At 71.2% G+C, this 16,310-nt stretch carries 15 protein-coding genes; 7 read left to right on the top strand and 8 right to left on the bottom strand.

Annotation, left to right across the window (positions count from 1 at the left end):
- The first annotated feature begins 259 nt into the window (after positions 1–259).
- Positions 260–1,666, top strand: coding sequence for a Cys-Gln thioester bond-forming surface protein (locus QOL88_RS13575; protein WP_097216675.1), 1,407 nt, complete (start codon positions 260–262; stop codon positions 1,664–1,666).
- Positions 1,667–1,853: 187 nt separating this feature from the next.
- The gene (locus tag QOL88_RS13570; protein WP_097216674.1) at positions 1,854–2,324 is read left to right on the top strand and encodes a hypothetical protein; all 471 of its coding nucleotides are present in this window, start codon (positions 1,854–1,856) and stop codon (positions 2,322–2,324) included.
- Positions 2,325–2,566: 242 nt separating this feature from the next.
- Here the strand turns inward: QOL88_RS13570 and QOL88_RS13565 are convergent, their stop codons facing one another.
- From QOL88_RS13565 to QOL88_RS38840, 3 genes are all read right to left on the bottom strand, one after another.
- On the bottom strand, positions 2,567–3,058 hold the full coding sequence (locus QOL88_RS13565) for a hypothetical protein (RefSeq protein ID WP_097216673.1): 492 nt from the start codon (positions 3,056–3,058) through the stop codon (positions 2,567–2,569).
- Between the two features lie 122 nt (positions 3,059–3,180).
- The gene (locus tag QOL88_RS13560; RefSeq protein ID WP_143668855.1) at positions 3,181–3,576 is read right to left on the bottom strand and encodes a hypothetical protein; all 396 of its coding nucleotides are present in this window, start codon (positions 3,574–3,576) and stop codon (positions 3,181–3,183) included.
- Positions 3,533–3,850 carry a hypothetical protein gene (locus tag QOL88_RS38840; protein ID WP_101927780.1) on the bottom strand — a complete coding sequence of 106 codons (318 nt, stop codon included), beginning with the start codon at positions 3,848–3,850 and terminating at the stop codon, positions 3,533–3,535. The genes QOL88_RS13560 and QOL88_RS38840 overlap by 44 nt, the downstream gene beginning before the upstream one ends.
- A gap of 333 nt (positions 3,851–4,183) precedes the next feature.
- Here QOL88_RS38840 and QOL88_RS13555 point away from each other — a divergent pair, with 333 nt between their 5' ends.
- The 4 genes from QOL88_RS13555 (at position 4,184) to QOL88_RS13540 (ending at position 7,912) form a co-directional block, all read left to right on the top strand.
- Complete coding sequence (locus QOL88_RS13555; RefSeq protein WP_097216671.1) at positions 4,184–4,939, top strand: GntR family transcriptional regulator; 756 nt, start codon at positions 4,184–4,186, stop codon at positions 4,937–4,939.
- A 223-nt stretch (positions 4,940–5,162) separates the two neighbouring features.
- Entirely contained in the window at positions 5,163–6,827 is a 1,665-nt protein-coding gene (gene ettA, locus QOL88_RS13550; RefSeq protein ID WP_097216670.1) for an energy-dependent translational throttle protein EttA, read from the top strand.
- A 6-nt stretch (positions 6,828–6,833) separates the two neighbouring features.
- A complete protein-coding gene (locus tag QOL88_RS13545; protein WP_097216669.1) occupies positions 6,834–7,247 on the top strand; it encodes an acyl-CoA thioesterase in 414 nt (137 codons plus the stop codon).
- Positions 7,244–7,912: a DUF8010 domain-containing protein gene (locus tag QOL88_RS13540; protein WP_097216668.1), complete on the top strand. Its 669-nt coding sequence runs from the start codon at positions 7,244–7,246 to the stop codon at positions 7,910–7,912. Before QOL88_RS13545 ends, QOL88_RS13540 begins: the two co-directional genes overlap by 4 nt.
- Positions 7,913–7,930: 18 nt before the next feature.
- Here the strand turns inward: QOL88_RS13540 and QOL88_RS13535 are convergent, their stop codons facing one another.
- Complete coding sequence (locus tag QOL88_RS13535; protein ID WP_097216667.1) at positions 7,931–8,344, bottom strand: globin; 414 nt, start codon at positions 8,342–8,344, stop codon at positions 7,931–7,933.
- 79 nt (positions 8,345–8,423) lie between these two features.
- Between QOL88_RS13535 and QOL88_RS13530 the strand changes: the two genes are divergently transcribed.
- Positions 8,424–9,407, top strand: a complete 984-nt coding sequence (locus QOL88_RS13530) for a methyltransferase domain-containing protein (RefSeq protein ID WP_097216666.1) — start codon at positions 8,424–8,426, stop codon at positions 9,405–9,407.
- Between the two features lie 21 nt (positions 9,408–9,428).
- On the opposite strand, the gene QOL88_RS13525 is transcribed toward QOL88_RS13530, so the two are convergent.
- The 4 genes from QOL88_RS13525 to QOL88_RS13510 form a co-directional block, all read right to left on the bottom strand.
- Positions 9,429–10,853: an FHA domain-containing protein gene (locus QOL88_RS13525; RefSeq protein WP_097216665.1), complete on the bottom strand. Its 1,425-nt coding sequence runs from the start codon at positions 10,851–10,853 to the stop codon at positions 9,429–9,431.
- A 32-nt stretch (positions 10,854–10,885) separates the two neighbouring features.
- Positions 10,886–12,232, bottom strand: a complete 1,347-nt coding sequence (locus tag QOL88_RS13520) for a vWA domain-containing protein (protein WP_097216664.1) — start codon at positions 12,230–12,232, stop codon at positions 10,886–10,888.
- Positions 12,233–12,331: 99 nt separating this feature from the next.
- Positions 12,332–13,747, bottom strand: a complete 1,416-nt coding sequence (locus QOL88_RS13515) for a PP2C family protein-serine/threonine phosphatase (protein WP_097222980.1) — start codon at positions 13,745–13,747, stop codon at positions 12,332–12,334.
- A 3-nt stretch (positions 13,748–13,750) separates the two neighbouring features.
- On the bottom strand, positions 13,751–16,294 hold the full coding sequence (locus QOL88_RS13510; RefSeq protein ID WP_097222979.1) for a serine/threonine-protein kinase: 2,544 nt from the start codon (positions 16,292–16,294) through the stop codon (positions 13,751–13,753).
- Between the last annotated feature and the right edge of the window lie 16 nt (positions 16,295–16,310).

Here is a 16,310-nt window from a genome sequence, read left to right as displayed (position 1 = left end):
CTGCCCGAACTGCGGCATATCGACGAGTGCGCACCGAACTACGAGGGGTTGATTTGTCGATACGCCCTGCTCACCAGGGATCTTGGCGATAACGATTCCGATTCGGATCACTCGTCCGACCGTCCGACCGGCGGGCGGGCTCCCCCACGTCCCTAGGATGCCGGACATGGCTCTTGGGACTCTTGTGTCCTGAGAGTCCTCTGATTCTGCTGGTGGGACCGTCCCCCCACGTCAACGGTCCTGCTCGAAGGGGAATTTGGTGTTTGCTTCGTTCTCTGAGCTGTTCGTACGCAGGCGAGGGGCGACCCGCCTCGCTACCGCGACCGTCCTTACCGGCCTCGTCGCCGCGGCCGGGCTGGCCGGTGCCGGCCCGGCCGCCGCCGACGAGACGACGCAGAGTCAGGGCGGCGCGGCCGCGACGATAGGCGGCCTCAAGACGTACGGCGCGGCCGTCATACACGCCGGCACCGGCGACCAGGAGATCTCGGCGGGCCTGTTCGAGATGTCCGTCGACGGCGGCGGCATGCTCCAGACGTACTGCGTCGACCTCCACAACCCCACGCAACGGGACGCCAGGTACCACGAGACGTCTTGGAGCGGCACGTCCCTGGGCGCCAACAAGGACGCCGGCAAGATCCGCTGGATCCTGCAGAACTCCTACCCGCAGGTCAACGACCTCGCGACGCTCGCGCGCAAGGCGGGCGTGCGCGGAGCGCTCACCGAGCAGGACGCCGCCGCCGGCACGCAGGTGGCGATCTGGCGCTACTCGGACGACATCGCCGTCGACGCCCTCGACCCGCAGGCCGAGCAGCTCGCCGACTACCTGGAGAAGCACGCCCGCAATCTGCCCGAGCCCCGTGCCTCGCTCACCGTGGAGCCCTCCGCGGTCTCCGGGCGGCCGGGGGAGCGGATCGGACCGGTGACGGTGCGCACCAACGCGGGCAGCGCGACGGTCACCCCGCCCGCGGACGCCGCAACGAGCGGAGTACGGCTCGTCGACAAGCAGGGCAAGGCCGTCACCTCCACGCCCGACGGCGGGCAGGTGTTCTTCGACGTCCCCGCGGACGCGGCAGCCGGTACGGCGGAGCTGACCGTGCAGGCCTCGACCACCGTGCCGGTCGGCCGGGCCTTCGCCTCCGAGAGCCGCAGCCAGACGCAGATCCTGGCCGGTTCGAGCGAGTCGACCGTGTCCGCGACGGCCGGGGTGACCTGGGCGCAGCAGGGCCCGATCCCGGCGCTGTCGGCGGCGAAGAACTGCGCCGAGGGCGGGGTCGACATCATCGCCTCCAACAAGGGCGACGAGCCGTTCACCTTCGAACTGGCCGGTCTGGAGCACACCATCGCCGCGGGCGAGTCCCGCACGGTGACGGTCCCGATCCAGGAGGACCAGGCCTACGACTTCACGATCCACGGCCCGGGCGCCCTGGAGAAGCGCTTCACCGGCGTGCTGGACTGCCAGACGCGCGGCAGCGACACCGGTACCACCACCCAGACCCTCAGCGAACCGAGCCCGGCGACGGTGGGCGGCACGGCCCCCGACACCAACCTCGCCGAGACGGGCGGCTCCGGCATCACCCCCCTGATCGCAGGCGTCGCCATCGGCCTGGTCCTGATCGGCGGAACGACCCTGATCGTGCTGCGGCGCAGGGAGGCGGCGGGGGAGTGACGGCGGCGCACGGCCGGCCGCTGATCAATCACGTCAGCTGACAGCGGCCGCCGGTCCGCCGTCGGCCCATTCGACCAGGGGGGGGCCGGAGGTCTGTTCAGTGCAGGCTCCGAGGGCCCCGGCCGGTCTCGGTGGCGGAGGTCGAAAGCGGCGACGCCAGAGGTCCCCGTGTGGCACGATCCACCGCGTGGAGTGGGTGACTCTCGTGGGTACGGCTCTGGGGGCGGTGCTCGGTGTCGGGGCGACGCTGGCCGGTGAGCATCTGCGGTGGCGACGTACTGTCAGGGACAGCAGGCTGCAGGACCGCCGGACCATGTACGTGGACTGCCTGGTCGCTCTTCGCAGAGCACACGAGGCGATGCGACTGGTCGCCGACGAGAACCACACGGATCCGCAGACGAGGGCGGCCAAGATCCGGCAGGTGTTCCAGGCCTCCGGGTGCGATGAGGCGCGAGAGCGGCTGGTTCTCACTGCGACCGCCGACATAACGGAAGCGATAGACGGCTCGTACCACTCGCTGCGCGACATTCGCGAGGCGCTCGCGTCGGGGTGCACGATCGCGTCCGAGGAGTACCAGGCCGCACGGCAGATCCACGGTGACGCGACCCGGGCAGCACGCGTAGTCCTCCGCGCGGACCTGGCCGCCCTGGAGGCGTGACCGGTCGCCGTACAGCGGCTCAGGCGACCGACTGTGACTGCCGGGTCCCAGCCGCCACCAAGAACCCCCAGGTCAGCGCCCCCACCCCATACGCGTTTCCACCCAGGAAGCGTGGCTGAGTCCGGTGGGGGGTGCAGCGAGGCACGCGCGCGCCTGATCGGTCGGCGTAACGGCACGGGGGCCCTGTCCGTTGCGCACCCCGACCCCGCACCGCCCCGGGTCAGTGGCCACGCTGAAAATGTTCAGTAATCGCTTAGGTCAATGAGAACGTCGGCGTGCGGGTCATCGGACGGGCGATGAAGGTGGGAATTGTTCAGGTACCCCGGAGACTGAATAGCCCCCAGCAAGCCGAGCCCCGTACGTGGAAGCGGCACATCCACTCCCCACACTTTCTGTTCAGGCGAGTTCACATAGAGGCGGAGCTTACCCGCCGGACGCATGAGGAACCCGAGCAGGAACGGCTCGCCGTCCTCACCTTCCTCATACGCCTCAACCAACTGCCGCAGCACCTCCACCGCTTGCGCCCCCTCAGCCAGAGGCGCAGGCGGGATCTTCTCCACGTCCAGGCGCACGTGATTCATGCCCATGACGTCCTTCACTTTGGAGCTGGAATACAGCTGCAAGCCGCTCACTACCTGCGCGAGCGCACCCGGGATCGCTGCAGGCAGCATCCCGAACGGAAGCTCATACAGGAAGTCGATCCCTTCCGTCTCTTCACCGCAGTGCACGGCCACCCGCAGCCCCTCCGGCCAAGGCGGGCAGCCCCGCACCCACGCATACGGGGCGAAAGGACATGCGGTGTAGTGCAGGAGCAGACGACATAGTGCCGTCTGCTCCTGCCTCCGCTCAGATGCGGTTAGAGCTTCGCCCATGCTGGACACTTGTTTCCTTGCTGGTTGTGGCAGTACGCCGTGATGACGCCGATGGTGTTTCCCCTCCCGGCGTCGTACCGGTTATCCAGGCTCTTCCTGGCCTGCCACACTACGACGGTGATCTTGACCTGGCGAGGGCGAGGGACACCGGTCTCGAAGACGACGGCATCGTATTCGAGCTTTCGCCCCTGCTCGAACTTACGGTCTACCTTGCCGTGCAGGGCAGCGTAGAGAGTTGAACACTTCTTGATGTTGTGGCGTCCGGTGAAGTGCCTCCAGCCGAACTCGGAGTTCCCGTAGCGGGCGACGATCTTCCGGTCATCGGGGTCTTTGGTTTCACACTTGACCCGATGGTCCCATGGGTGTGGCTGGGCAGGCATCGGTCGGGCGTACGCAGTTCCGAAGAGTGTGGTGGCACTGATGATCGCTGCGGCTGCGAGAGTGATGATCTTCTTCACGATCATGATCCAAGCAGACCTCACCCGACAGCTGGTAAAAGAATCTGGAAAGTTGGGACGCCAATCCGAGTTGGAACGCCTCGATGTGGTCCGCCAGGCGTGAGACGTAGCCGCCTTGGTCATCGGTGCTCAAGTAGCACGGTTTGCCGTCCGGCCCTGCCCACGGGAGAAGTCTCAGTTCGTCATGTGCCGTCATCCCCGTGTGCCCCTCTCGGTGATCTCGGCGTTGAGCGCCAGCGTGCCACTCGATGCTGAGCCGCTCACCGCGTCACCTTCGGGGTGAGGCCGGCCGGGTGCCGCGTGGCACAGGCAGGCGCAAGCCTCGTAAATCAAGGGAAGGTCGACCGGCGCCGATTCCGGCGACTCCGCGCAGGCGTGGTGCGTGCCGATCTGGCACGCAGTCGAGCGGTACGAGGAGGCCGAGTCGTCCGGGCCAAGAGCTTGCCGCCGTGATGCCATCAGCGGACCCCCAGGAGGGTCGACCTGGCGTCGGCCGGGAGATAGGGAGCGAGGACGACCCTAGTTCCATATGCCTGAGCAGCCGCCCTACCTCCGTATCGCCGACGAACTCCGGCGGCGGATCGCGGAGCACGTGTGGGAGCCGGGGGACCGGCTGCCCTCCCGTACCCAGATCGGCCAGGAGTGCGGCGTGGGCGAGAACGTGGTCCGCCGGGCTCAGGAGCTGCTGATCTCCCAGGGCGTGCTGGAAGGCCGCGCCGGATCGGGGACCTACGTCGCCGAGCCCCGGCAACGGGTGCGGGTTGTCCGGTCGTCTGCGCGTGAGCAGCCCAGCGGGTCGCCATTCCGGGCGGACATGAAGGCCGTGGGCAGGCAAGGAGATTGGGAGAGCCGGACCGACGCCAAGGCCCCCGCCCCGGCCGACATCGCGGCGCGGCTGGGCCTCGCCGAGGGTGATCTGTGCGTAAGGACGTCATACGAGTTCCTGGCTGACGGCAGGCCGGTGCAGCTGTCGACGAGTTGGGAGCCCTACGACCTCACCGCCGGCACCCTCGTCGTCCTGCCCGAGGGAGGCCCGTACGCCGGGGCCGGTGTCGTGAACCGCATGGCCGCGATCGGTGTCACGGTCAGCCATGCCGTGGAACAGCCGGAGCCGCGACAGGCGACCGCCGAGGAGGCCTCTCTTCTGGGCATCCAGAAGGCCGCACTCGTCACGCACATCCGGCGGACGTACTACAGCGACCAGGGGCGGCCCGTCGAGACAGCGGACATCGTCGTGCCCGCCGCTCATTGCGAGATCGTCTACGAGATCCCGATCAACCGGTAGGCACAGGCTTTCGCGTGGGCGCATCCCTGGGCCGCCTCTGGGCCGTGCGACGGTGCCCGAAGCCAACCATTGGCGACCGACAGTGACAGGCGAGTCTCAGTCGCCCATCACGAAGCCCCAGGTCACAGCCCCCGCGTCATACGCGTTTCCGCCCAGGCCTGGCGGTACGGCAAGATGGGGTGTATCTGCCCACTGCCAGTTTCAAGCTGCCGGACGGTTTCTCTTGGCTGAGTTCATTTACACCATGCGCAAGGCGCGCAAAGCGCACGGCGACAAGGTGATCCTCGACGACGTGACGACCAGCTTCCTGCCGGGGGCGAAGATCGGCGTCGTCGGCCCGAACGGCGCCGGCAAGTCGACGATCCTGAAGATCATGGCCGGCATCGAGCAGCCGTCCAACGGTGACGCCTTCCTCACGCCCGGTTACACCGTCGGCATCCTGCAGCAGGAGCCGCCGCTGACCGAGGACAAGACCGTCCTGGAGAACGTCCAGGAGGGTGTCTCCGGGATCAAGGGCAAGCTCGACCGGTTCAACGAGATCGCCGAGCAGATGGCGACCGACTACACCGACGAGCTCATGGAGGAGATGGGCAAGCTCCAGGAGGACCTCGACCACGCCAACGCGTGGGACCTGGACGCCCAGCTGGAGCAGGCCATGGACGCGCTGGGCTGCCCGCCCGGCGACTGGCCCGTCACCAACCTGTCCGGTGGTGAGCGCCGCCGCGTCGCGCTGTGCAAGCTGCTGCTGGAGCAGCCCGACCTGCTGCTGCTCGACGAGCCCACCAACCACCTCGACGCCGAGTCGGTGAACTGGCTGGAGCAGCACCTCGCCAAGTACCCCGGCACCGTCGTCGCGGTCACCCACGACCGGTACTTCCTCGACAACGTCGCCCAGTGGATCTGCGAGGTCGACCGCGGTCGCCTCTACCCCTACGAGGGCAACTACTCCAAGTACCTCGAGACCAAGGCCGCCCGCCTCAAGGTCGAGGGCCAGAAGGACGCCAAGCGAGCGAAGCGGCTCAAGGAAGAGCTCGAGTGGGTCCGCTCCAACGCCAAGGGGCGGCAGGCCAAGTCCAAGGCGCGTCTGGCCCGCTACGAGGAGATGGCCGCCGAGGCCGACAAGATGCGGAAGCTGGACTTCGAGGAGATCCAGATCCCGCCGGGCCCGCGCCTGGGCAACGTCGTCGTCGAGGTCAGCAACCTCAGCAAGGGCTTCGGCGACAAGCTGCTCATCGACGACCTCAGCTTCACGCTGCCGCGCAACGGCATCGTCGGCATCATCGGCCCGAACGGCGCCGGCAAGACCACCCTGTTCAAGATGATCCAGGGCATCGAGGAGCCGGACTCCGGCGCCATCAAGGTCGGCGACACCGTCAAGATCTCGTACGTCGACCAGAGCCGCGAGAACATCGACCCCAAGAAGACCCTGTGGGCCGTTGTCAGCGATGAGCTCGACTACATCAACGTCGGCCAGGTCGAGATGCCGTCCCGGGCCTACGTGTCGGCCTTCGGGTTCAAGGGCCCGGACCAGCAGAAGCCGGCCGGTGTGCTCTCCGGCGGTGAGCGCAACCGCCTGAACCTCGCGCTCACCCTCAAGCAGGGCGGCAACCTGCTGCTCCTCGACGAGCCGACCAACGACCTCGATGTCGAGACCCTCTCCAGCCTGGAGAACGCGCTGCTGGAGTTCCCGGGTGCGGCCGTGGTCGTCTCCCACGACCGGTGGTTCCTGGACCGGGTGGCCACGCACATCCTCGCCTACGAGGGCGAGTCCAAGTGGTTCTGGTTCGAGGGCAACTTCGAGTCGTACGAGAAGAACAAGATCGAGCGGCTCGGTCCGGACGCCGCCCGTCCGCACCGCGCCACCTACAAGAAGCTGACCCGGGGCTGATCGATCTTGCGGCACATCTACCGCTGCCCGCTGCGTTGGTCGGACATGGACGCGTACGGCCATGTGAACAACGCGGTCTTCGTGCGCTACCTGGAGGAAGCCCGCATCGACTTCCTCTTCCGGCCGGAGAAGGATTTCCAGCAGGGGTCCGTGGTGGCACGCCATGAGATCGACTACAAGCGGCAGCTCGTCCACCGGCACCACCCGGTGGACATCGAGCTGTGGATCACCGAGATCAGGGCCGCGTCCTTCACCATCACCTACGAGGTGAAGGACGACGACGTGGTCTATGTACGGGCCTCGACGGTGGTCGTGCCGTTCGACTTCGAGGCACAGCGCCCGCGCCGGATCACCTCGGAGGAACGGGAGTTCCTCCAGGAGTACACGGATGACGACGAGGAGGAGGCCGTCGCCGCATGACGGTGCTCCACCTCGCCGACGAGGGGGAGGCGGCGGATCTCGCGGCCTTCCTCTCCCGGCTGCTCCACTACGACCGTGGGGCGGCCGTGCGTCTGCAGGCCGCCGGCACCGCACTTGCCGTCTTCGGGCGGCCGCCCTCCTTCGAGGTGCTCGCCGTGCGGGCGGTGCGGCTGGCGAAGCCGTACGAGAAGGGGCTGGAGGTCACGCTGGACGTGACCGTGTCCGCCGGTGAGTTCCTGGAGGCGGTGGACGAGAAGGCCGGCACGGCGCTCGTGCCGAGCGCGGTGACCGGGCCGCCGTGGGCGGGGGTGCTGCCGCCCCGCGGGGACTGGCGGTCCGAGCCGGGGCTTCCCGCGCCGGACGCCCTGCGGTCCCTGGTCGCGGCCGTCGTCGCGGAGTTCCGGTCCCGTACACAGGAGTTGCCCGCCGAGCTGCGGACCCGCGCCGAGCTGGACCGGATCGGGGCGGACATCTGGTCCCGCACGGTCGGGGACACCCGGCTGCCCGTCCGGGCCGTGCACGCGGCGCAGTCCCTGGGCTTCCTGCGGCCCCGGGTGCCGCTGGGGCTGCTCTCGTCGGGCGCCTGGCTGCGGCTGCGCACGCCGTACGGGTCAATCGCCGTACGACGTGCCGGGCTCGGGGCGCTGGACGTCAGCGTCCGCTGACCTGGCCCTCGACGGCCGTCAGCCCTCGGTGTTGACCATGGAGGCCGCCGCGTACGTCAGGTACTTCCACAGCGTGTGCTCGTGCTCCTCGGACAGGCCGAGTTCGTCGACGGCGACCCGCATGTGCTTCAGCCACGCGTCGTGCGCCGCACGGTCGATCGCGAAGGGCGCGTGCCGCATCCGCAGCCGCGGGTGGCCGCGGTTGTCGCTGTACGTCGTGGGGCCGCCCCAGTACTGGATGAGGAACAGCGTGAAGCGCTCCTCGGCCGGGCCCAGGTCCTCCTCGGGGTACATGGGCCGCAGCAGCGGGTCCTCGGCGACTCCCTCGTAGAAACGGTGGACGAGCCGACGGAAGGTCTCCTCCCCGCCGACCTGCTCGTAGAAGGTCTGCTCCTGAAGCGTGCCGCGCCGAATCTCATTCACGCGATCCATGGTCTCAGACGCCCCGGCATAGGACTCAAGACCTAGGACCCTGCCCCTCCTGTGAGGACCCTGCCCCTACTGTGGAGACATGGGCGGCCACACACCCGGCAGTGAACTCGACGCTCTCGCCGCCGCCGGGCGGGCGGCGCTGGTGGACCGGATCGAGGCGAGCGGGGCCTGGGCAGCCGACCCGGGCTGGCGGGAGGCCTTCGCGACGGTCCCGCGGCACCTCTTCGTGCCGTACTACTACCTCGGTGTCGCCGGCGGCTACGAACGCCGCTGGGGAGAGAGTGCCGCTCCCGAGGCGCGGGAGCGGTGGATGCGGGGCGCCTACGAGGACACCCCGCTGGCCACCCGGCTGCGCGACGGCGAGCTGCTGTCCTCCAGCAGCCAGCCGTCGCTGATGGCGGACATGCTGACCGCGCTGGGCGTCGCGGACGGCCACACGGTCCTGGAGATCGGCGCCGGCACCGGCTACAACGCGGCGCTGCTGGCCCACCGGCTGGGCGACGACAAGGTCACCACCGTCGATCTCGACCCGGAGATCACCGAGGCGGCCCGGCGGCACCTTGCCTCGGCCGGCTACCACCCGGTGGTCGTGACGGGCGACGGTGCCCGGGGCGTGCCGGAGCGCGCGCCGTTCGACCGGATCATCGCCACCTGCGCGCTGGGCGGCGTCCCGCGCTCCTGGGTCGCCCAGACCCGCCCGGGCGGCCGGATCCTCATGCCGCTCGCCACCGGCCTGATCGTGCTCACGGTGACCGGCGCCGGACAGGCCGAGGGGCGTTTCCTGCACACGCCCGCCTACTTCGTGCCGCTGCGCGGCGCGGGCCGGCCCGGCGGCGAGCCGGTCCAGCTGGGCGGGGTGCCGCACCGGGCCCGGGAGGACGAGCTGTTCCGGTTCCTGCTGACCCTGACCCGCGGCAGCCTCGACCCGCAGGAGGCGCACGCGCTCTGGGAACAGGAGGGCAGGCCGCAGCGCGAGCGCTACGGCATCACCGTCAGCGAGGAGAGGGAATGGGCCTGGCTGGACGACCCGGAGGGGCCGTACGCCTGGCCCCTCCCGTCGTGAACGGCCTTCCGTCGCGGCGGCTCAGCCGCGGCGGATCGTGATCGTCGTCCAGGCGCCCACATGCACCCGGTCGCCGTCCCGCAGCGGTACGGGGACGAACGGCTGGATCGGTTCCTCCGAGCCGTTGACCGTCGTGCCGTTCGTCGAGTTCTGGTCGACGACCGCCCAGCTGCCGTCCGGCTGCTGCACCAGCACCGCGTGCTGGTGCGAGACGCCCGGGTCCTCCGGCGGCGTCGACAGGTCGATGTCGGGGGTGTCGCCGGTGGAGTGCCGGCGACGGCCGATGGTGAGCTGGTTGCCGGTGAGCGTGCGCTGCTGCTCGGGCGAGTACGCGGGCAGGTTCAGGCCTGCGGCCTCGGGGCCGGAGCGGTGCATCATCGCCATGAAGTAGTCGCGGTCCGGGCCGATGGTCGCGGTCCACGTGGCGGGTCCCTGCGGCGCCTGGGGCTGCTGGGGGAAGCCACCGGGGCCGGGCGGGGCCTGGGTCGCGCCGGGCTGCGGGTAGCCGTAGCCGCCCTGACCCTGACCGGGGCCGCCGGGGCCACCGTGGCCGCCCGGGCCCGACGTCGGTGGGGAGATCACCCAGTCGTCGTCACCGCCGCCGAAGGACGGACCGCCCTGCTGCGGGGGCCGCTGGGTCTCCTGTGGGAACCCGGGCGGGGCCGGCGGGCCGGACTGGTGGAAGGCCTGCGGAGCACCGGGGCCGCCGGGGCCACCAGGCCCGCCGGGACCACCGGGTCCGGGCGGGGGCGGGACCGGCCGGGAAGGGTCGGCACCGAAGGTGCCAGGGGCGCCGGGACCACCGGGTCCGGGCGGGCCGCCAAAGCCGCCAGGGCCACCAGGACCGCCGGGGCCACCAGGACCGCCGGGGCCGGGCGAGGTCGGGGCAGGGCCGGGCTGCGGGTAGCCGTAGCCGCCGCCCTGCGGACCGCCAGGGCCGGGGCCACCGGGGCCACCCGGGCCGGGGCGGCCGGACGGGTCGCCGCCGAACGGCGGGATCGGCTCGGCCGGGCGGTTCATCTGGGACGGACGGGACCCCTGGTACTCGTAGGAGTCACCGCCGCCGTACGACGGGCCGGGGGGCGGACCGCCCTGCTGGCCCGGTGGCTGGAAACGCACGCCGGGGCCGGGCGGCGGGGCCGCGGGGGTGTACGACGTCGCCGTGTTCGTCAGGAAGTTCCACCGGCACTCCTCGCAGAACGGGGCGCCGCCCTCACGCGGCGTACGGCACTGCGGGCAGAGCTCCGGCTCGGCGTTCGGCACGGCGGACAGGTGCGGCGGGCGTCCGCCGGGCTGGCCGCCCGGGCCGCCGGCGGGGGGCGGGAAGCCGTAGCCGCCGGGCGGTGGCGGGGGAGGAGGCGGAGGCACGGCACCCGCCATGCGGTGACCGCAGACCTCGCACCAGTCGTCGGAACCCGACTGGTGTCCGTTCGGGCAGGTCGGCATGTCGGCGCGTCCCTCCTTCGATCTCTTCCAGGTCACTTCTTGACGCGAACGGTCTTGGTGGAGCGGGTTTCGAGCGTCATCTCGTCAGCCTCCGCGACCTTCGCCTTCAGTCGCACAGTACCGGTCGCGGCGTCGACCACGTCCACCACCTTCGCAAGCAGTTTCGCAGTATCGGCGTTGCCGGAGGCACTCGCGAGCTGAACGGCCCGGCCCAGTTTGGCCGTTGCTCCATCCATATCGCCCGACTTGCGAAGATCCAGCCCCTGTTGGATGACTTGTGCCAGTTCGGCCTGCCCGGTGTAGTGGGCGACCTGAGGGTTGATCGACGTCGAGGCGACCATGTCGTCCGTCCAAACGGCCCGCACCAGGCCCTGCGCGCCGAGGTTCTGGGCGCTGCCGTGGGGCTGCGGAATGACCAGGGAGATCCGGGCCGCCAGCATCTCCTGCCCGATGTGCGCCACCGGGACCTCGACGCAGACGTGGTAGTCACGGGACTCGTCTCCCCAGGAACCAAGGGGATAGTCGCCGGCGCGCGGACCCGCCTCGGTGCGCCGGCCGGTCAGCTCCTCGACCGTCGGCGCGACCTGCTTGACGAACTTCACGGTCGTGTCGACCGGGGTCCACAGCCGCAGGGAGACGTCCGCGACCTCCTTGCCCATCGCCGTCTCCATCATCTGGGTGAAGTCGGCGGCGAGCGCGGCCGGATCGGCGACGATGTCGGCGGTGCCGAGCAGGGCCGAGGCGATCCCTGTGACTTCTTTCACTTCCCAGTCGGTGCCCACGCCGCGCGCGTCACAGGTGAAGCGCCCGGCGCACGCGTCGAGCGCGGCCTTCAGGTCCTGGGGCGACTCGTGCTCGTTGCGGCCGTCGGTGAGCAGGATGCCGTGCCGGATCGCGACGTCCGCGGAGGAGAGCAGGCGGTCGGCGAGTTTCAGCCAGGTGCCGATGGCCGTGCCGCCGCCGGCGCTCAGGGAGCGCAGTGCCTGCTTGGCCTGCTCGCGGGTGGTGGCGTCGGCGACCGCGACGCGCCCGCCGCCCGGGTAGACCTCCTTCGCCACGTGCGTCCCGCCGATCACCGCGAAGTGCACGCCGTCGCGCAGGGTGTCGATCGCCGCGGCCGTCGCGTCGCGGGCGTTGCGCATCTTGGTCGGCGGGTAGTCCATCGATCCCGAGCAGTCGACCATGATCGCCACGGCCGCGGACGGGCCCTGGCCGGGCGAGTAGAGGTGGGGCGCCGCGACCGCGCCGCCGGTCGTGCCGCCGCCGGTCGCCGTCACCGTGACGATGGCGTTGACCTCGCCGGCGCCCTCCGGCAGGTACTCGTTCTGGTAGACGTCCACCGAGAACTGGGGCACGTTCGACTTCGAGAAATTGGCCATGCCTGCTTCGATCCCCCTCCAAAGCCCCCGCCGCGGCGGGGTGATGACGGTAGGCGGACCGGTCCCCTCCGGTCCGCCGAGGCGTCCCCGTACGTGGCCTCAGGCCGATCCTGCCCCCTGGGGCACGGCCGGGAACGGCACGAGCGCCACTGTTACGTTGTCGTGGCCCCCGCCGTCCAGCGCGTGGCCGAGGAGCACCCGGGCGCTGTGCAGGGGGTGCACGGCTGCGTCGAGGGGGACGACCCGGGCCATTTCCTCGGCCGCCTCCGCGTAGTTCCACAGGCCGTCGGTGCAGACGACCACCACGCCGGGCCGGTCCGGCTTGAACGCGGCGGTGTGCGGCTCCAGTTCGTAGGCGTCCGCGCCGAGCCAGCCGGTGATCGCGTGAGCGCGCTCGTCGGCGTAGGCCTCGGCCTCGTTCATCAGACCCGCCGCGACCATCTGCGCGGCCCACGAGTCGTCCTCGGTGAGCCGGGCGGGGGGAGCGCCGCGGTCGACCGGGACCCAGTAGGCGCGGCTGTCGCCGACCCAGCCGACGATCAGCAGGCCCGACGTCACCACGGCGCCGACGATGGTGCACGCGGGGGCGTTCTGGTGGGGGGCCTGCTCGCGGGCCGTGGCGGGTTCCGCGGCGAGCGAGTTGACGGCGCGCGAGGCGGCGAGGATCGCGTCGTGCATCGCCTGCTGCGGGTGCGTGCCGCGCGGCAGGGCCGCCAGCAGCGTCTCGCCCGCCGCCTTGGACGCCGCCGCGGAGGCGTCGTCGGGGCGGGTCGCCGAGGAGACGCCGTCGCAGACGATCGCGACGGACGCGGGAGAGCCGTCGGGCAGCGCGGTGGTGCCGATGGCGAACGCGTCCTCGTTGCGGTGGTGGCGCAGGCCGCGGTCGCTGACCGCGGCCACCGGGCCGGACTCCTGCTCCATGTGGTCCCGTTCGCGCGGCTGGGCGTGGCCGCAGTTCTCGCAGTAGCCGTCGTCGTCCACGCGGCCGGCCCGGCAGGCGACGCAGACCTTGCCGCCGGCGCCAGCGGCCTGGGCCGCTTGCTCGGCGGACACCCGTGGGTCCGGTGCCTGGAGGAGGTACTCGTCGGGCTGTGTCTGGTAGATCTCCGGCGACGCGGCGGGCCCGTCGGGCTGCGGCGGCCGGTCGAACCGCACACCTCCGGCCGCGGCCGGAGGGGCGCTCGACGGCGGGGGTGTCTCCGGTGGCAGGGCGGAACCGCCCGAGTCCGTGCCCGGGAGGTCCGTCGGCAGGTGCACCGCGTCCGGGGCGCCCGAGCCGTCGGGCCCGGGAGCGGGCCAGGCCGCGTCGGCGGGTGGCGCCGGCGGGGGCTCGGGGTACGCACCGGCCGGAGCGCCCTGGGCGGGCACCGAGCCGTTCATGGTGATGGTCGGGTTGTCCTCCGGCCGTGCCGGCACGGCGGACAGGTCGTATCCGCACGCGCCGCAGAAACGGTCACCCGACTCGAGGGGTTCCTCGCAACTCGGGCAGGCGGACAACTGGGGCATCTGCGACATCAACTACACCCACGTCCGGGGGCGGTAACGATTGGCACGTTCCACCAGGTCGATCCTCTCCTCGCCGCCCCGCGCCAGCCGGGCCAGCATGCGGTACGAGCGTTCCAGACCGAAACGCAGGCCCCGCTCGTCCAGGCCACTGCCGAGCAGCGTCCGTCCCCCGGCGGCGGGAGGGGCGGAACCCTGGCCCCCGGAGAGTACCCAGTCCAGCGCGCAACCGAGGACTTCGGCCGACAACTGCTCCCGCCGCGCCGGATCCAGACCGTACGCCTCCAGCGCCTCGACCTGCGCCGCGGCGGCCGTCAGATCCTCCAGGAACGGCGCGTCGGAGGCGCTCGCCGTGCGCTGCCGCAGCCGCGCCCGGACCGCCGCCACCCGCGCGGCCGTGTAGTGGATCGAGGACTCCGGGACCGACTCCAGCGTCCGTACGGCACCGCGCCGGTCCCCGGTCGCCAGCTGTACACGGGCCAGGCCGAACGCGGCGCTCACATAGCTCGGATCGGTCGACCACACCAGCCGGTAGTACTCGGCGGCGTTGTCCAGCTGCCCCAGCACCTCCGCGCACAGGCCGAGTGCCAGCTTGGGCGCGATCTCGCCCGGGAAGGCGTCGTAGATCGCGTCGAAGGCGAGCGCGGCACCCTCGTCGTCGCCGGTCACCAGCGCGGCCACGCCCCGGTACCAGACCACCCGCCAGTCGTCGGGCCGCTCACCCTCCAGCGCGACCAGCGCCCGCAGAGCGGCGGCCGGTTCACCGGTCTCCAGCCAGGCCCGGATCTGCCGCAGCCGCGTCTCGATCGACGGGGCGGGGGCGGCTGCCAGGGCGCCGAGCAGTTCCGCGGGGGCGGAGGTCATCAGGCCCGCCAGGAAACCAGCGTTGGGGTCGGTCGGGTCGACGCGCGGGACGGGCAGGGCGAAGGCGGCGGCGGGGGTGTCGACGGGCCTGACGAGGCTGTGCGGGGTCTCGGGCCGCTGCTGCGGCAGGGCGGCGGGAGCGCCGGTGCCGGCCCGGGGCCGCACCACCCGCGCCCCCAGGCGGGACACCTCGCCGTCCAGGCGGGGGAACAACTCCGTGTCCGTGACCCGCAGTTCCGGTCCGAACAGTGTGGACAGGGCGGGGCGGGCACGGCCCGTCTGAAGGGAGACGACCTCCCGCAGGACGCCCGTCAGCTGCTCCGTCATCTCCTGCGCGGAGGCGAACCGGCGCGCCGGGTCGGGATCCGTGGCCCGGACCAGGAGCCGGTAGAACGACTCGTACTGCCGGAACACCTCGATGTGGTCCGGGTCGGGCAGGGAGTCCACGTAGACGTTCGTGTAGCCCTGGAAGTCGAAGGTCATGACGGCGAGGGTGCGGGCGACGGTGTAGAGGTCGCTCGCCACCGACGGGCCCACCTCGGCCACCTCCGGGGCCTGGTAGCCGACCGTGCCGTAGATGGCCGACTCCTCGTCGTCCATCCTGCGCACCGCGCCCATGTCGATCAGCTTGAGCTGGTCCTCGGTCTGGATCGCGTTGTCGACCTTGAAGTCGCAGTACAGCAGGTTCCGGCTGTGCAGGTGCCCGAGCGCCTCCAGCGCCTCGATGCCGTACGCGCAGGCCTGCTCCACCGGCAGCGGGTCGCGCCTGCCCTGGGCGGTGCGGCGGGCGTTGGCGATCTCCTTGAGGGACTTGCCGCCGACGTACTCCATGACGATGTAGCCGTCGAGCGAACCCGTGCGTTGGTCCAGGTGCTCCACGAAGTTGTAGATCCGCACGATGTTGGCGTGCTCGATCTCCGCGAGGAAGCGCCGCTCGGAGATCGCCGCCGCCATCGCGTCCTGGTCGCCCGTGTCCAGCAGGCCCTTGAGGACCACCCAGCGGTCCGAGACCGCCCGGTCGACGGCGAGGTAGATCCAGCCCAGCCCGCCGTGCGCCAGGCAGCCGACCACCTCGTACTGGCCGTGCACCACGTCCCCGGCCCTCAGCTTCGGCACGAAGGAGTACGGATGGCCGCACTTGGTGCAGAAGCCCTCCGTACGGCCCGGCCGGTCACCGCGCGCCCGGCCCACCTGGGCGCCGCAGTCGGAGCGCGAGCAGAACCGCTTCCGCTCCGGCACCTCGGGGTTGTCCAGGACCATCTCGCGCGGGTCGGGCCGCGGGATCGGCGGCACCTGCACCAGACCGGCGCCCAGCCGGCCCCGGGACCCGGAACCGGCGGCCGAGCCGGAGCTGCGCACGGAGACCGAGCGGCCCGTCGACTTGCCCGACAGCGACCGCGACAGGCGCCCCGACACCGAACGGCGGGACTTCGACGACTGGGACGACGTCCGCGAACTGCGGACGCTGGAGCGGGAACTGCCGCTGCCGGCGGACCCGCGGGAACCGCCCCTGCCCCCGGCGGTGATGCCGGTGGGAGGGGAGCCGACCTCGCCGTTCGCGGCGACGACCGGGGCGAGACCGCAGGTGTCGCAGTACAGTTCGCCGCCGCCCACGTCCTCGTACGCGCCGTCGCAGGTGGGGCGCTGGCAGGTGCGCTCAGGCGCGCCCGTCGGCTCGTGCGGTGCCTGACTCATGGACTCCCCCTCGTCG

Source organism: Streptomyces sp. Ag82_O1-12, assembly GCF_900182715.1.
Classification (GTDB): Bacteria; Actinomycetota; Actinomycetes; order Streptomycetales; family Streptomycetaceae; genus Streptomyces; species Streptomyces massasporeus.
The sequence above is the reverse complement of the archived record's forward strand: the minus strand, read 5'-3'. Positions and strand labels throughout refer to the sequence as shown.

Bases quoted from the DNA above. Each gene is read 5' to 3' on its own strand.
- QOL88_RS13555 (WP_097216671.1), top strand. From the start codon at position 4,184: ATGCCTGAGCAGCCGCCCTACCTCCGTATCGCCGACGAACTCCGGCGG.
- QOL88_RS13560 (WP_143668855.1), bottom strand. From the start codon at position 3,576: ATGCCTGCCCAGCCACACCCATGGGACCATCGGGTCAAGTGTGAAACC.
- QOL88_RS13515 (WP_097222980.1), bottom strand. From the start codon at position 13,747: ATGTCGCAGATGCCCCAGTTGTCCGCCTGCCCGAGTTGCGAGGAACCC.
- QOL88_RS13510 (WP_097222979.1), bottom strand. From the start codon at position 16,294: ATGAGTCAGGCACCGCACGAGCCGACGGGCGCGCCTGAGCGCACCTGC.
- QOL88_RS13535 (WP_097216667.1), bottom strand. From the start codon at position 8,344: ATGGATCGCGTGAATGAGATTCGGCGCGGCACGCTTCAGGAGCAGACC.
- QOL88_RS13540 (WP_097216668.1), top strand. From the start codon at position 7,244: ATGACGGTGCTCCACCTCGCCGACGAGGGGGAGGCGGCGGATCTCGCG.
- QOL88_RS13525 (WP_097216665.1), bottom strand. From the start codon at position 10,853: ATGCCGACCTGCCCGAACGGACACCAGTCGGGTTCCGACGACTGGTGC.
- QOL88_RS13530 (WP_097216666.1), top strand. From the start codon at position 8,424: ATGGGCGGCCACACACCCGGCAGTGAACTCGACGCTCTCGCCGCCGCC.
- QOL88_RS13520 (WP_097216664.1), bottom strand. From the start codon at position 12,232: ATGGCCAATTTCTCGAAGTCGAACGTGCCCCAGTTCTCGGTGGACGTC.
- QOL88_RS38840 (WP_101927780.1), bottom strand. From the start codon at position 3,850: ATGACGGCACATGACGAACTGAGACTTCTCCCGTGGGCAGGGCCGGAC.